Source organism: Bacteroides xylanisolvens (assembly GCF_018289135.1).
Classification (GTDB): Bacteria; Bacteroidota; Bacteroidia; order Bacteroidales; family Bacteroidaceae; genus Bacteroides; species Bacteroides xylanisolvens.
Genome location: NZ_CP072216.1, coordinates 2640176 through 2656248, shown reverse-complemented (window position 1 = coordinate 2656248; position 16073 = coordinate 2640176). Strand labels below are relative to the sequence as shown.

Sequence of the window (16073 nt, the reverse complement as noted above, 5' to 3'; positions counted from 1 at the left end):
TTATGAAAAAGCAACAAATTACATTGTCTCGCAAAAAGGCAATGAGAAAGGTCGTATGGATGAAAGCCGCCTTCTTATTGCTGATGTTTGTAATTGCCCTGCATGGACGGGCACAAAATACGGACAACAAATTGATTTCTTTGGAACTAAAGGAAGCGCCATTGGGAGAGGCTTTGAAGCAGTTTAGCAATGTGTCCGGTTATAAGGTGAATTTTCCTAGTGAAGATGTCGGAGCGTACCGGGTAAGCGTAAGCATACATCAGTTGGCACCTTTGGCGGCACTCCAGAAAATACTGGAAGGGAAACCTTTTGAATATGAGGTGAAACAACATTTTATCACTGTCCGTAAAGTGAAGCCTGCATTGACTACTCGTAAAGTCAGGAACATCGAAGGGCGGGTAGTGGATGAAAAAGGGGATCCGCTGCCGGGTGCGAATATCCGGGGAATCGACAGCCCGTTTGGAGCTATTTCCGATATCAAAGGAAATTTCACTTGTAAAGTGATGGAGGAAACCCACACATTGGAAGTCTCTTTTGTCGGTATGCAAACTGAAAAGGTATCTATTAAAGGGCGTACTCATGTCAATGTGGTTATGCATGAAGATAAACAGCAATTGGGAGATGTTGTAGTGACGGGTTATCAGCGTATCAGCCGTGAACGCTCTACTGCCTCTTTCGGCTTTATAGATTCTGAACAACTGACAAGACAGATGCACAGTGACCTGGCGTCATCCTTGGAAGGGCAAATAGCCGGTTTGCGTATGAATATTAATCCGAATAACGGTGATATGAGCCCTATCCTTCGTGGTGTAGGTACGTTCTCGCCTAATGTTGGAACAATGCCGTTGATTGTTGTGGATGATATGCCGACCGACCTGACCTTGAGTGAGATAAATCCTTATAATGTAGAGAGTATTACTGTCTTGAAAGATGCCGCAGCAGCCAGTATTTATGGTGCTTTGGCTGCAAACGGCATTATTGTGGTAGTTACCAAACAGGCCAAAGAAGAGGGTGCGCATGTGAATATCAATGCTGATTGGTTCATCACCAGCAAACCGAATTTCAACAGTTTGAACCTGGCTTCTACAAGCGACATTATTGATTATCAAACAGCTGTGTTTGATGCGAATGTAGCCGAATCAGGCAGTGCATCCGGTTTTTTGTCCAGCTATAAGGCAGGCTACTATAATCCGTTGTTCCAACTTTATCTGGCTCGGGAGAATGGTACACTAAGTAATAGTGAAGTCGAAGCCACATTAAATCAGTGGCGTAATAATGACTATTATAAAGAATATCGTGACAATGCCTGGCGCACGGCTGTAACTCAGCGTTATGATGTGTCCGTATCGCAGAAAGTCGGAAAAAACAATCACTTCCTTTCGTTCAATTATGAAAATGACAAGGGGCGTACGATAAATGATAAAAGGAATAAATTCTCCTTGTATTATAAGTCGAACTATGCCATAACTAGTTGGCTGAATGTGAATGCCGGGGTGGACGCCCGTCTGGGAAGTAGCGATACACCGAATACCCTGTTTACCAGTTACACTATGCAACAACGTTATGAAAGAATAATGGATGCCGATGGTAACCGTTATAATTCTCCTTATGTGAATGTAAGCGGATATTCGGGTGGGGCTTACAATGGCAGTGTCGTGAGCAAGGCGGAAGGTGTTTCACCTTATAAAACATTTGGTTTCAATGTGCTTGACGCATTGGGTGAAGGCGGTACCAAATCACGCAATGTCAGCATCCGCCCGTTTGTCAGCTTGCAGGCACGATTCCTGAAGATGTTTAAATATAACTTCATGTATCAGTATGAATGGAATCATAGCAAGAGTGAAGTGTTTGATGCGGAGGACTCCTATTTGATGCGTATGACGTACAACTCTATGATTGATACGAATGGAAATTCGGCAATGCCGAGAGGCGGACGGTTCTTTCAAAATGAGTTGAGCAGTAACCGTTATACTGTACGTAACCAGATAGACTTTGACAAAAGTTGGAAGAATCATACAGTGACTGTCATTGCCGGACTTGAATTCAGGGAAAATAAGATTCCGAAACCTACCCGGCAATTAATGTATGGATACGATCCTCAGACACTGACTTCTGACATTATAGATTGGCAGGCATACCGTGACGGTGTAGGAACCAGTGCACTTTCCGGCAATACGATTACTTTGAGTGGCCTGTCGCCTACGTTGCAAGAATCACGCCATCGTTATGCATCTTTTTATGCCAATGCAAGCTATTCTTATCTGTCCCGTTATAATGTATCCGGAAGTATCCGCTGGGATCAGGCGGACTTGTTCGGACTTGATATCCGTAACCAGCGTCATCCCTTGTGGTCTGTCGGTGCGTCCTGGATTATGTCGGAAGAGCCATTTATGAAAGATATTGTTTGGCTCGACTTCCTGAAAGCACGTATGACCTATGGTATCAACGGTAATGTGGATCAGAGTTCGACTACCTATTTTGTAGTAAAGCAGAAGACCCAGAGCAATCCGATCAAGACGACATACCTGACTTATGATGATGATGATCTTCCGAACCCGAAACTCCGTTGGGAGAAAACAGCCACTTATAATGTGGGACTGGATTTCCGTCTTTTCAATAATTTAGTCAATGGTAGCTTGGAGTATTACAACCGCCACTCATCTGATTTGCTTGTACGCCGCTACATGGATCCTACATTGGGAGCTAAATCACGTGTAGTGAACAACGGTGAGATGCGTAACCGGGGTATCGAATTTTCTCTTACTGCCAATCTCATCAGGAAGAAGGACTGGAACTTTGCCGTTGATTTCAACTTTGCCCATAACAAGAACAAGATGTTAAAGGTGGATCATAGTGATTCGGACACTTCGACAAGTTTCATTATGAGCCCGCAGAACTACTTTATGGAAGGAACCAGTTATAATACGCTTTGGGCTTACCGTATCGACCGCATTGAAAATGGATATCCGGTAGCGGTGGACAAAGATGGGAATGACCTGGTGACGTTCAACGAGGATGGTACGGTTGCCAATATTACTACCGGATCGTCACTGAAAGGTACTGAGAATCTTGTAAATCTTGGCTCGCTGACTCCGAAATTTAATGGAGCAGTGTCCTTGAGACTTAGCTACAAGGGAATTGCCTTGAATGCTTTCTTTGTGTATGCAGGCGGTAACAAACTGCGTAATAGTGTGGTAAGTATGAGTGACCAGGTGGGAAGCCAGACGTTGAAAGACATAACCAACCGTTGGAGTGCGGATGCGCCGGATGCAAATGTACGTATGTATATTGACATGCCCACAAAGGTTAAAACTTACGCAAGTACTTTCCAGGATTGGTGGCAATATGGTGATATCAATGTGAAAGATGCTGGTTATGTGAAATTGCGTAGCTTGAGTTTGGGGTATAGTTTGCCGTCTGGTATCTGCCGTCAAATCCGGCTTAATTCATTGAATTTGAAGTTGCAAGTGAACAACCTGTTTACCTGGTGTAAGGCAGGAAGCGACATTGACCCGGAAAGCTACGGATTGAACAGCGGCACACGCGGCATGGCTTCACCCAAGACTTATTCTATCGGATTATCAACAAGTTTCTAATTATTAAAAAGAATATAGGATATGCGTAAATTACTTTATATATTGCCGGTTCTGCTTATCTTGGGATTTGCGGCTTGCGAGAATTACGTGGATATTACCCCTACAGGAAAGAAGACTGTGGACTCTACCGAGACTTATTATGAATTGGTGGCTTTGCCGAACCGGAGTTATTATCCGTCGTCTTTTGCTTTGTTGAGTGATAATGTCTGGTCAAAAGAATCGAATATTATCGGCAAGGAATATCTTTCCTCTGATGGAATCAATATGACTTTTAATGAGGATGCCGATCGTAAAGAATTAAGTGATAATAATCTGTATGCAAACTGTTATCAATACATCTTACGCTCTAACATCGTGATTTCATTGGTAGATCATAGTACAGGTGACAAGGATGTGAAGGAGCTGGCTAAAGCGGAAGCAAAAATCATGCGTGCGTGGGATCATTTTATTCTGGTGAATACATTCGCTAAAGCCTACAATCCGGAGACAGCAGCCACTGACGGTGGTATTGCTATTGTCAGCGAATATGACTTGGAAGCGACTCCTACCAAAGCTACTGTTGCCCAAGTCTATGACTTTATCATCAAGGATATCGAGGATGCGTTACCTTATCTGCAGGAAGAACCGGTGAATGTATATCATCCGTCGAAAGCATTCGGCTATGCATTGGCGGCACGCGTTTACTTGTTCCACCGTGACTGGAAAAAGGCTAAGGATGCGGCGGAGGAATCTTTGAAACGGAACAATGCCTTGATAGATTATATAGCTTTGGATGCTGTAGGGGGGCCGACTAAGGTTTCAACTTATGCCAAAGGTGGCAATCCGGAAGTGTTGAATTATGCTTATATGGGTAGCACTTCGGACAATCCTGCTTATACCTATGGCATGATTAGTCCGGAATTGGTACAGCTTTTCGGAGATAATGACGAGCGTTTGAACCTGTTCTTCAAAACGACCGGTAATCTTGAGTACTACTTTGATGAAGGTTCCGGAGCTGCTTTATGGAACACTGCCCTTACCTATTCTAAGTTTCAATACATGGCTGTAGGTATGCGTACAGCCGAAGTTTATTTGATTTTGGCAGAGGCGATGGCACGTTTGAACGATTTGTCCGGATCCGTTGAAGTGTTGAATCAGTTACGTGAAAAACGAATCAAAGGAAGTGAAGCTGTGCTTCCGGAACCGGCTACACAGCGTGAGATGATGCAGGAAATCATTAACGAGCGTCGTAAAGAGTTGCTCTTCGGATTCAGCCGTTTCTGGGATTTGAAACGGTTCAATACGGAAGCCGACTATGCAAAGACGATTACCCGTACTTTTCCGCTGGTAACTACGACCGTAGAACAGAAAATATATACATTGAAACCGGATTCACGTTTGTACATTATCCCGTTCCCGGTAGCTGCCCGTGAGAAGAATCCCAATTTGACACTAAATACTAACGAATAAAATAGATAGAAAAGCGATGCGAAAAATTTTAATGATGGCGACATACATACTCTTTACACTACAATGTGTTGGAGTGTATGCCGGTGGTAAACTTCCGCTGGAGTATGGAAACAAAAATCTGGTAGTTCATGAAGATACGGTCAAAAAAGACACTGTCAAGAAGGCTACCGCTTACGAGAAACTGTTGAAAGATGGAGGAAGTGAATGTGAGGGTATGTTCACGATCCGTCACATCAAAGATGACTGGTATTTTGAAGTACCGGATTCTTTATTGGGACGATTGTTATTGGTTGTTACCCGCTTTAAAGCTGTTCCGCAAGGATTTAAAATGCTTAGTGGAGAAGAGGTGAACCGAAGTGTGGTTTATTGGGAACAACATAATGATAAAACTCTCTTCTTACGTGAATATGTGCAGTCGCAGTTTGCCCGCCCGGGTGATAAGATAGCAGAGGCGTTGAAGCAGTCTACTGTAGATCCGGTTATCGGTAAGTTTGATGTTATTGGTAGAAATCCGGAGACTCGGGCACAGCTTGTCAACGTCTCCAAGTTTCTTTTAAGTGATAACAAGACCTGTGGCTTTACATCAAGTGACCGTTCTATTCTTGGTATTGGTTCTTTAGTTCAGGATCGTACATTTATGGATACTATAAAGACCTATCCTATTAATGTGGAAGTAGTAACTTTGCGTACTTACAACATAACTTCCGGCAAACTGCCGGCTGCGGCAACAGGATCAGTGACTGTGAAATTGAATACCAGTATGGTAATGTTGCCTAAAGAGCCGATGCAGCCGAGACTGGCAGATGAACGGGTCGGCTTTTTTCAGAATCCGGTGACAGAATTCTCTGATGAACAGCAAGTCACATCGCGTGGAGCTATCATTCAGCGTTATCGGTTGGAACCGAAAGACCCGGAACGTTATCGTCGAGGGCAACTCACTGAACCGAAACGCCCTATTGTATACTATATAGACCCGGCGACACCCAAGAAATGGATCCCTTATCTTAAAGCCGGTGTGAACGATTGGAATGTTGCTTTTGAAGCAGCCGGATTTAAAAATGCCATTATTGCCAAAGAGTGGCCGGACGATCCCACAATGAGCTTGGATGATGCACGTTATAGTGTATTGCGTTATTTGCCTTCGGAAACAGAGAATGCCTACGGACCGCGTATTGTAGATCCGCGTAGCGGAGAAATAATGGAAAGTCATATCTGTTGGTATCATAACGTGATGAACCTACTTAAGAAATGGTATATGGTGCAGTGCGGACCTTTGGATAAACGTGCGCAATCAATGACCTTTGATGACAAATTAATGGGAACTCTGATTCAGTTTGTCTCCTCGCATGAAATAGGACACACACTCGGTTTGCGTCACAATATGGCTGCCAGTTCAGCTACTCCGGTAGAGAAGTTACGTGATAAAGCCTGGGTGGAAGCCAACGGTCACACGGTATCAATCATGGACTATGCACGATTCAATTATGTGGCACAGCCTGAAGATCGGATTTCAGAAAAAGGACTTTTCCCTCGCATTGGCGATTATGATAAATGGGCTATAAAATGGGGATATCAATATCGTCCGGAATTTAAAGACCCCTTTAAAGAGAAAGCGGCATTACGTGCCGAAGTTACCAAGAAACTGAAAGGAGACCATCGTTTATTGTTTATCGGTGATGAAGGAAAAGGCTCTGATCCGCGCAGCCAAAGCGAAGATTTGGGCGACAATAATATGAAGGCTAATGAATATGGTATCAAGAATCTGAAAAGAGTGATGGAGAACATTCTGACTTGGACGGCGCAACCTGACGGTCAGTATGACGATTTGAATACTATCTATAATTCAGTTCGCGTCCAATATCTGAAGTATACGCTGCAAGTACAGAAAAATCTGGGAGGCCGTTATACCAAAAATGTGCCGGATAGCAAAGGGCGTGATTATGTGCCGCGTAGTATACAAAAAGAGGTTGTTGAATGGTTGGGACGTAACTTGTTCGTAGCTCCCCTCTGGCTCTATCCGAACGAAGTGGTAAGTCGTGTAGGCCTGAAAGCGGTAGATGAAATTAGCGACCGTCAGAGTTCTGCGTTAGCTTTGTTGCTTGCGCCGGGAATGCTTCACAATATCTATTCAACTTCCTTCAGCGTACCCGAACCGTATTCACTGGACGAGTATTTGAATGACGTATTTGTCGCTGTATGGAAACCGTTGAACGATCCTAATGAGTTGGAGAACAATTTCCGTCGTCAAACACACCGGACTTATCTGTCGTTTGTAGAGCGTGTGATTAAACCTAATGAGAAAGATAATACAAGTTTGAATATGACAGTCACCCGTTCTGATATTCAACTCTTTATGGAGAAACATCTGGACAAGATTGAAGAGCATGTAAAGGAACAGTTGGCAGCTTGTAAGGAAGGAGATATGAACTATCGCCACTATTCATCTTTGCTGCGAAACATCAAAAAGACGAAAGAAACCTATTATGGAAAAGATGCTGATGTGTAGACTTCAACAGTGGAACTTTTTAAAAAGAACAGAAAAGTAGAACAGATTTTCTTGTATATATAAACTCTCTCTTTTTTACTTTAACAGACTTACTCTTCTCTAACGATAACCTTGCTTTGATGAATCATCATCCATAATGCAAGCTTAGAATTAGAGGAGGGTATTTTTTTATGTCCCTGATTACTGCATCCCGCTTCTTTGCAGAAAGAATCATTATTTCTGGGTATTGACAACTATTTGTTTTCTAGTGAACTTTGTGAAGAAACAATCTGTTGTATATATAAAAAGAAGAAAGGAGAATTTTAGAAATGAAAAAGATAGTATTACTTCGTCACGGAGAGAGTGCATGGAATAAAGAAAACCGCTTCACGGGCTGGACAGATGTCGATCTGACCGAAAAGGGAGTTGCCGAAGCTGAAAAAGCCGGAGAGACATTGAAAGAATATGGTTTCAATTTCGATAAGGCTTATACTTCCTATTTGAAGCGTGCGGTGAAAACCTTGAACTGTGTTCTCGATAAGATGAATCTGGACTGGATACCTGTAGAGAAAAACTGGCGCCTGAATGAAAAGCATTATGGTGAATTGCAGGGATTGAATAAAGCCGAGACTGCCGAGAAGTATGGAGAAGAACAAGTGCTTGTGTGGCGTCGTAGCTATGATATAGCTCCCAATCCGCTTTCGGAGAGTGATTTGAGAAACCCGCGTTTTGATTACCGTTATCATGAAGTGCCCGACGCCGAGTTACCTCGTACCGAATCATTGAAAGATACCATTGAACGTATCATGCCTTACTGGGAAAGTGATATATTCCCCAGTCTGAAAACGGCCCATACTTTATTGGTTGTGGCTCATGGTAATAGCCTGCGGGGTATCATAAAACATTTGAAAAATATCTCCGATGAAGATATCATAAAACTGAATCTGCCTACTGCTGTGCCTTACGTTTTTGAGTTTGATGAAAACCTGAACGTGGCCAACGACTATTTCCTGGGAAACCCGGAAGAGATCAAAAAACTGATGGAAGCAGTAGCCAATCAGGGAAAGAAAAAATAGAAAAGTTACACATTAAAAAATGAAGTTATGAGTAAAGTAGTAGAATTATTAAGAGATAAGGCCTGTTATTACCTGGACCACACTTGCGAAACCATTGATAAATCACTGATTCACGTTCCGTCTCCCGATACAATTGATAAAGTATGGATTGATTCGGACCGGAATATCAGAGTATTGAACAGTCTGCAAACGTTGTTGGGACATGGTCGCCTGGCAAATACCGGTTATGTATCCATACTTCCTGTCGATCAGGACATCGAACATACTGCCGGAGCATCATTTGCTCCCAATCCGATCTATTTCGATCCGGAGAATATCGTGAAACTGGCTATTGAAGGAGGTTGTAATGGAGTCGCTTCTACCTTTGGTATCCTTGGTTCCGTAGCACGTAAATATGCCCATAAAATACCTTTCATCGTCAAGTTAAATCACAATGAACTACTTTCTTATCCCAACACTTTCGACCAAGTACTGTTTGGTACAGTCAAAGAGGCCTGGAATATGGGAGCAGTAGCGGTAGGAGCCACCATCTATTTTGGTTCGGAACAGAGCCGCCGTCAGCTCGTGGAGATTGCCAATGCTTTTGAATATGCTCACGAACTGGGGATGGCAACCATTCTTTGGTGTTACCTGCGTAATAATGATTTCAAGAAAGGTGCTGTCGATTATCATGCGGCTGCCGATTTAACAGGACAGGCCGACCGTCTGGGAGTGACTATTAAAGCTGATATCATAAAACAGAAACTTCCTACTAATAATGGTGGTTTCAAAGCCATCGGCTTCGGCAAGGTAGACGAACGTATGTATACCGAACTGGCTTCCGAACACCCGATTGACCTTTGCCGTTATCAGGTTGCCAATGGCTATATGGGACGCGTTGGTTTGATTAACTCCGGTGGAGAATCTCACGGAGAATCAGATTTGCGTGATGCTGTCATTACAGCCGTTGTCAACAAACGTGCCGGTGGTATGGGATTGATTAGCGGACGTAAAGCGTTCCAGAAACCAATGAACGAAGGGGTGGAATTATTGAATACCATTCAGGATGTATATCTTGATTCGTCAATTACGATTGCTTAATCAGGGATGAATAAAAATAAATTCTTATCTTTGACTATTAGATCGTTAACCATTAAAAATTAAGAGTATGAAGTTTTTTATTGACACAGCTAATCTGGAGCAAATCCAGGAGGCTTATGACCTCGGAGTACTTGACGGAGTGACTACCAACCCTTCGCTGATGGCGAAAGAAGGTATCAAAGGAACGCAGAATCAGCGTGAGCATTATATTAAAATATGCGAGATCGTCAACGGAGATGTAAGTGCCGAAGTGATAGCAACCGATTATGAAGGAATGATTCGTGAAGGCGAAGAACTTGCCGCGCTCAATCCGCATATCGTAGTAAAAGTTCCCTGTATTGCCGATGGCATTAAAGCTATCAAACATTTCACGGAAAAGGGAATCCGCACGAACTGTACATTAGTCTTTTCAGTAGGGCAGGCATTGCTGGCAGCTAAAGCCGGAGCTACGTATGTTTCACCTTTTGTCGGCCGTCTGGACGACATTTGTGAAGATGGAGTAAGGCTTGTGGGAGATATCGTACGTATGTATCGTACGTATGACTATAAAACACAGGTGTTGGCTGCTTCCATCCGTAATACGAAACATATTATCGAATGTGTAGAAGTAGGAGCCGACGTTGCTACTTGCCCGTTGAGCGCTATTAAAGGATTGCTCAATCATCCGCTGACTGACTCGGGATTGAAGAAGTTCCTGGAAGACTATAAAAAAGTCAATGGTTGAGTAAGCAATGAAACTTGCAATATATTAAAATGTTAGGCACGAATTACACGGATTTCACGGTTTTAAAAATGGTAGTTATCATAAAACAACTATAAAAAAGCGTGAAACCTGTGTAATCCGTGCCTAAAAAATATTTATTTTCCGGGTAGCTTCTTATTGCTCTTTTTTCCTTTCCTGTTTCTGCTTTTCTTTGTATTGAGTCGGCGTTTCTCCCGTATATTGTTTGAAAGCCGTACTGAAATAGCGTGAAGTAGTAAAACCGACCTTCTCGGCAATTTCCGTGAACGACAGGTCAGTACTGGTGATTAAGGTGATCGCTTTCTCCATCCGGAATTTATTAATGTAATCATTGGCTCCCATATCGGTCAGAGCTTTCAGCTTATTGTAAAGGGAGGCTCTGCTCATACCTATCTCTTTACAAATAAAAGTGACATCCAGATGACTGCTATCCAAATGCTCCAGGATAATTTTATTCAGTTTCAACAGGAATGTTTCATCTGCCTGGCTAAAGGTGCTTTCTTCCGGCGCAGGGACTAGTCCTGTATTCAAATATCTCTTCTTGATAGATTCGCGGTTCTTCAACCGGTTGCGAATGATTTCCATCAGCATTTCTATCTCAAAAGGTTTAGTCAGATAAGCATCCGCCCCGTTCTTGTAACCACTCAACTGGCTTTGTTTATCATCTCTTGCTGTCAGCAGAACGATAGGAATGTGACTGATCGTAATATCTTCCTTTATATTTTTGCATAGTTCATATCCATTCATTCTCGGCATCATCACGTCGCTGATGATAATATCCGGGGCATGGCTTTTGGTCAGTTGAAGGGCTTCCACACCATCCGAAGCAATCACTACCCGTTTGAAATATTCTCCCAGTGACTTTTTCAGGAAGTCCGTCAAGTCCGGATTATCATCCACTACTAAAACACTGTAAGGACTCGTGTCGAAATTATCTTCCTCCGGTTGTTGTTCTTTACTATCGTCACTCATTAATTCGTTCAAATATGCTTTCGGTTGGCAGATAATCTCTTCCGATTGTTGTCTTAAGGGCAGTTCAAAGAAGAATGTCGCACCGGCATCCTGATTATCTTGTGCACCAATGGAACCTCCGTGTAGTTCTACCAGAATCTTGGAATAAGACAGTCCGATCCCTGTGCCGCTCTGCTCTCCTGTACCCTGATAGAAACGGGTGAAGAGTTTCTGTGTATTTACTTGTTTCAATCCGTTTCCCCGGTCAATGATGGAGATACGTACGCTATTCCTTTCGGAAAGCAACTCCGACATAATTGTTATTTCTGCATCCTGCGGACTGTGTTTCAAGGCATTGATAAGCAGATTACTTAGAATAATCTCACACTTATCTTTATCAAAACTTACAGTATCGATATGTGGATCAAGCTGATAACGGATATGGACGTTCTTTGCTTCTCCTTCACTGATGAAATCTTGGGATACATGTTCAATCCATTGATTGAGAACATACGGTTGTATCTGCAATTTGCTTTCTCCAACCTCCATCTTGCGTACATCGAGTACCATATTAATAAGGTTTTTCATTCGCTGCGCTTGACGGTAGATCGCTTTTATTGGCAAATACTGTGTATCTTCGGTAGAAAGGGATTTCAACATCCGGTTAAGTGGTGCGTATATTAACGTTAAAGGTGTACGCAACTCATGACTGATATTAATAAGAAAACGTACTTTTTCTTCATATACCTGTTGCTCATGTTCTTTCATTGCCCACTTTAACTTCTCTTCTTTACGTTTCCATGCTCTTCGGAAAGCTTCGATAATAGCGGCAGCAATAAAAACGGCACAACAAAGAATAAACCACCATGTCCGATACCAGGGAGGAAGGATGGTCAATTCCAGTACTTCCTGACTGGGAATCCAATTACCATCCTTGGCGGTACAGGATGCCATGATTTTATAACTTCCCGGAGGAAGTGAACGTATGGCCAGTTCGGGATTGTATGATTCGATTTGCTGGTCATTCAGCCCCTCTATTTGGTATCTGTACACTTTCTGTCGAAAAATATCTTTCTCTTTCGACATGATTCGAATAGTGATATTACTATTCCAGGGAGCAGAAATCCCTGTTGGATGATTCGTTAATTCGTTATTTACTGACTCTCCATTAATGATGACATCTGATAATTGGAGTTGGGGAAGTTCGGAAGTGGTTAATGGTATTTTGCTGTTAATATGCAGTAACCCTTTCACTCCACCCATGTAGACGTCTCCCCGCATACTTAATAGACGAGGTTTGGAAAGATATTCGTTTTGGATTACACCGTCTGATTCACCGAATAGAACGAATTTTTTCTCTTTGATGAGCCAAGCGAAAAGCATACTGTCGGCTCCTATCCATACTTTTCCTTGCTGGTCGCATGCGATCAATGTGATTTCACTAAATAGAGAGGTCGGGATTGGTGTCTGTATTTTGGTGGCAGGATTGTAGTGTACCAATCCGTAGTTGTTTCCAATCCAGAAATTTCCCTCTTCGTCTCGTGCAACAGAGTTGATCGTTGTATCTTTCCAACATCTGTACAGGGCTTTCAGTCGGTTGGTATGGTTGTCCAGTTCATATATGTGCTTCGTATCATTTAGATAAGTGATATTCTTATAATTGTCGATCGGTAAAAGAGCACCGATAATTTCCTGCTCTTTTTGTTCTATAACGGTACTGAAAGTACGTGTATTCAAATCATATATATAGATATGTTCTCCAAGGAACAGAATATTGTGATGAGTGTTCCGAAGTAGATTTACAGCCTTGCCTCGATTGCACAAGAGTGCTGTCGTTTTAGCGTCAACAATGGTGAAAGGCTGTTTTTCTCCTGTTGCCGGGTTGAAAATAAATACTCCCTGTGAGAAAAGAGAAATTAATAATTTGCCGGGAGTAAACTGGCAGATAGAGGCTACTTTGTCTTCCCAGGTGGAAGGGTAATGGATAAATTTCTCTGTGAGTGGGTTAAAGCTGTTGATGCCTCCTCCGTCTGTACCGACCCAAATTTGGTCTTGGGATTCTTGGAAAAGACTTAGAACGGTATTGTTGCTTAGTCCGCGGTCGTTGCCGGGAGGTACATCTGTATACGTTTTCATGGAAACTTCCCGGATGCTGATTAGTCCGTTACGGATGCTACCTGCCCACATATTATTGTTGCAGTCGTTGTACAGACATAAAATAGAGTTAGCGGGGAGTGAGTAGTTGTCACTTCCGGGCATATGCTCCAACAGCGAAATACGTCTTGTTTCCGGGTCGAGAATATTAATGCCTCCTCCGTCTGTTCCAATCCAGATTTCTCCTTCCCGTTCGGCGAGACTTAGTATGACATTGTTGCTTAAAGAGGAGTTGTGGGTAGTATATGTAGCCAGTAGTTTACCGTCGCGTGTCAGACAGTTCAGCCCTCCATTGTAGGGAGCTACCCAGATTCTTTTTTGTGAGTCTATGAGTACATTCATGATTTCTTTTCCACAATCGAAAGGAGGACGTCGGCATTTTCCGGTATTCAGGTCGAGCAGGAGTAGTCCTTGCCACCGGCTGCAACAGAGTAATGTGTGTTTATCCCATAGATTTAGTAGAGTCACATTATAATTGGGTTCTAAGTCAAATGTTTGTAGGAGGCGTAAAGAGGTATCCTGATAATTATAGAAAAAGATTTTATTTTTCGAACCGAATAACACTCCGTCATCAGTCAGGCAGGCGGAGTAGGCGATGATATTATTTCCTGTCTCATCAGTCGGTATAAAAAAGTCATCGCTTTGCCTCTGATAACGTGCCACTCCTTTGTCTGTCAGAATCCATATATTGTTTTGTACGTCTTCTATCATCTGGTAGATTAAATTGTGAGGAATGGAATGAGGGTTATTTGCCTGATGAATATATTTTTTGAGTTCATGTCCGTCATATCGCCCAAGTCCGGAACGGGTTCCAATCCATACAAATCCTTGTTTGTCCGTTAAAATACATCTCACGGTAGAGGGAAGACCATCTTTTAGGGAGATTTGCTTATAGTAATAATGACCGGCTTGAAGAGTGGAAACGCCGATAAACAGTGTGATAAATGCAATGCATAGTAGTAAAAAGGTTTTTGTTCTCATGAGATCAGGTCAGTTAAACTGAAACAAAGATAGTGTATTCGGATGAATATTAGTTAAATCCCCTCTCTTATTTTTTAGTTTTTATGCTTATCTTTGCTCGAAAATATACGACTATGATTACCGAAGAACTACAGAAACTTTATCAGTCATATACGGGCGTTCCCGCTGAAAACATAACAGAATTACCGTCTTCTGGTTCCAACCGCCGTTATTTTCGGCTGACGGGTATAGAAACATTGATTGGAGTCTACGGGGCTTCTATTGATGAGAATGAGGCATTTCTTTATATGGCAGGACACTTCCGCAAATGTGGACTGCCTGTTCCCGAAGTGCGCATTGCCTCGGAAGATAAAACCTATTATTTGCAGGAAGATTTGGGCGATACTCTGTTGTTCCATGCCATAGAGAAAGGACGTGCTACCAGTGTCTTTTCCGAAGAGGAAAAAGAGTTGCTTCGCAAAACGATTCGTCTGCTTCCTGCTATTCAATTTGCCGGGGCGGATGGATTTGATTTTTCCCGCTGTTATCCTCAACCGGAGTTCAACCAACGCTCTATTCTGTGGGATTTGAATTACTTCAAATATTGCTTCCTGAAAGCTACCGGCATGGAGTTTCAGGAAGACAAACTGGAAGATGATTTCCAAAAAATGAGCGATGTCTTGCTCCGCAGTTCTTCCGCTACTTTCATGTATCGTGATTTTCAAAGCCGTAATGTGATGATAAAAGACGGGGAACCGTGGTTTATCGACTTTCAGGGCGGACGCAAAGGCCCGTTCTATTATGACATAGCCTCTTTCCTGTGGCAGGCGAAAGCGAAATATCCCGATAGCCTCCGTAAAGAACTGCTGCAAGAATATATGGAAGCTCTTCGCAAATACCAACCGATTGACGAATCCTATTTTTATAGCCAGCTTCGCCACTTTGTCCTTTTCCGTACGCTGCAAGTGCTGGGGGCCTACGGTTTCCGTGGTTACTTTGAAAAAAAACCGCATTTTATCCAAAGCGTTCCTTATGCCATCGAAAACCTGCGTGAATTGTTAAAAGAAGAATATCCGGAATATCCGTATCTCTGTAACGTTTTGCGGGAGCTTACCGGACTGAAACAATTTACGGACGACCTGAAAAAGCGGCAGCTAACTGTCAAAGTAATGAGCTTTGCCTATAAAAAAGGAATTCCTGATGACTCTACCGGCAATGGAGGAGGATATGTGTTCGACTGCCGTGCCGTGAATAATCCCGGCAAGTATGAGCGTTACAAACCTTTCACCGGACTGGATGAACCTGTAATCACTTTCTTGGAAGAAGATGGCGAAATACTCCGTTTCCTCGATCATGTCTATGCTTTGGTAGATGCCTCCGTGAAACGTTATATGGAACGCGGATTCAGCAATTTGTCCGTCTGCTTCGGTTGCACCGGCGGACAGCATCGTTCTGTTTATTCTGCCCAGCATCTGGCAGAGCACCTGAATCAGAAATTTGGTGTGAAAGTCGAACTGGTGCATCGGGAACAGAATATCGAACATACGTTTGAGGCAACAATCTAAGAAGAGTAAATATTA

At 42.8% G+C, this 16073-nt stretch carries 8 protein-coding genes; 7 read left to right on the top strand and 1 reads right to left on the bottom strand.

The genetic code is table 11. The annotated features are described in order from the left end of the window. The first annotated feature begins 2 nt into the window (after positions 1-2). The 6 genes from INE92_RS11400 to fsa all read left to right on the top strand — a co-directional run bounded on the left by INE92_RS11400 (position 3) and on the right by fsa (position 10410). Entirely contained in the window at positions 3-3596 is a 3594-nt protein-coding gene (locus INE92_RS11400; protein ID WP_151921605.1) for a SusC/RagA family TonB-linked outer membrane protein, read from the top strand. Positions 3597-3617: 21 nt separating this feature from the next. Next, positions 3618-5045: a RagB/SusD family nutrient uptake outer membrane protein gene (locus INE92_RS11395; RefSeq protein WP_015533009.1), complete on the top strand. Its 1428-nt coding sequence runs from the start codon at positions 3618-3620 to the stop codon at positions 5043-5045. A gap of 16 nt (positions 5046-5061) precedes the next feature. After that, the gene (locus INE92_RS11390) at positions 5062-7551 is read left to right on the top strand and encodes a zinc-dependent metalloprotease (protein WP_195436579.1); all 2490 of its coding nucleotides are present in this window, start codon (positions 5062-5064) and stop codon (positions 7549-7551) included. 308 nt (positions 7552-7859) lie between these two features. Beyond that, positions 7860-8606 carry a 2,3-diphosphoglycerate-dependent phosphoglycerate mutase gene (gene gpmA, locus INE92_RS11385; protein WP_008026056.1) on the top strand — a complete coding sequence of 249 codons (747 nt, stop codon included), beginning with the start codon at positions 7860-7862 and terminating at the stop codon, positions 8604-8606. A gap of 27 nt (positions 8607-8633) precedes the next feature. Continuing rightward, positions 8634-9686, top strand: coding sequence for a class I fructose-bisphosphate aldolase (locus tag INE92_RS11380; RefSeq protein WP_195436578.1), 1053 nt, complete (start codon positions 8634-8636; stop codon positions 9684-9686). Positions 9687-9753: 67 nt separating this feature from the next. Continuing rightward, positions 9754-10410: a fructose-6-phosphate aldolase gene (gene fsa, locus INE92_RS11375; protein WP_004312675.1), complete on the top strand. Its 657-nt coding sequence runs from the start codon at positions 9754-9756 to the stop codon at positions 10408-10410. A gap of 153 nt (positions 10411-10563) precedes the next feature. On the opposite strand, the gene INE92_RS11370 is transcribed toward fsa, so the two are convergent. Beyond that, entirely contained in the window at positions 10564-14514 is a 3951-nt protein-coding gene (locus tag INE92_RS11370; protein ID WP_195436576.1) for a hybrid sensor histidine kinase/response regulator transcription factor, read from the bottom strand. Between the two features lie 113 nt (positions 14515-14627). Here INE92_RS11370 and INE92_RS11365 point away from each other — a divergent pair, with 113 nt between their 5' ends. After that, positions 14628-16058 carry a RapZ C-terminal domain-containing protein gene (locus INE92_RS11365; RefSeq protein ID WP_008026060.1) on the top strand — a complete coding sequence of 477 codons (1431 nt, stop codon included), beginning with the start codon at positions 14628-14630 and terminating at the stop codon, positions 16056-16058. Positions 16059-16073 lie beyond the last annotated feature (15 nt).

Coding starts and splice junctions, on each gene's coding strand:
- INE92_RS11390 (WP_195436579.1), top strand. CDS start 5,062: ATGCGAAAAATTTTAATGATGGCGACATACATACTCTTTACACTACAA.
- INE92_RS11400 (WP_151921605.1), top strand. CDS start 3: ATGAAAAAGCAACAAATTACATTGTCTCGCAAAAAGGCAATGAGAAAG.
- INE92_RS11395 (WP_015533009.1), top strand. CDS start 3,618: ATGCGTAAATTACTTTATATATTGCCGGTTCTGCTTATCTTGGGATTT.
- fsa (WP_004312675.1), top strand. CDS start 9,754: ATGAAGTTTTTTATTGACACAGCTAATCTGGAGCAAATCCAGGAGGCT.
- gpmA (WP_008026056.1), top strand. CDS start 7,860: ATGAAAAAGATAGTATTACTTCGTCACGGAGAGAGTGCATGGAATAAA.
- INE92_RS11365 (WP_008026060.1), top strand. CDS start 14,628: ATGATTACCGAAGAACTACAGAAACTTTATCAGTCATATACGGGCGTT.
- INE92_RS11370 (WP_195436576.1), bottom strand. CDS start 14,514: ATGAGAACAAAAACCTTTTTACTACTATGCATTGCATTTATCACACTG.
- INE92_RS11380 (WP_195436578.1), top strand. CDS start 8,634: ATGAGTAAAGTAGTAGAATTATTAAGAGATAAGGCCTGTTATTACCTG.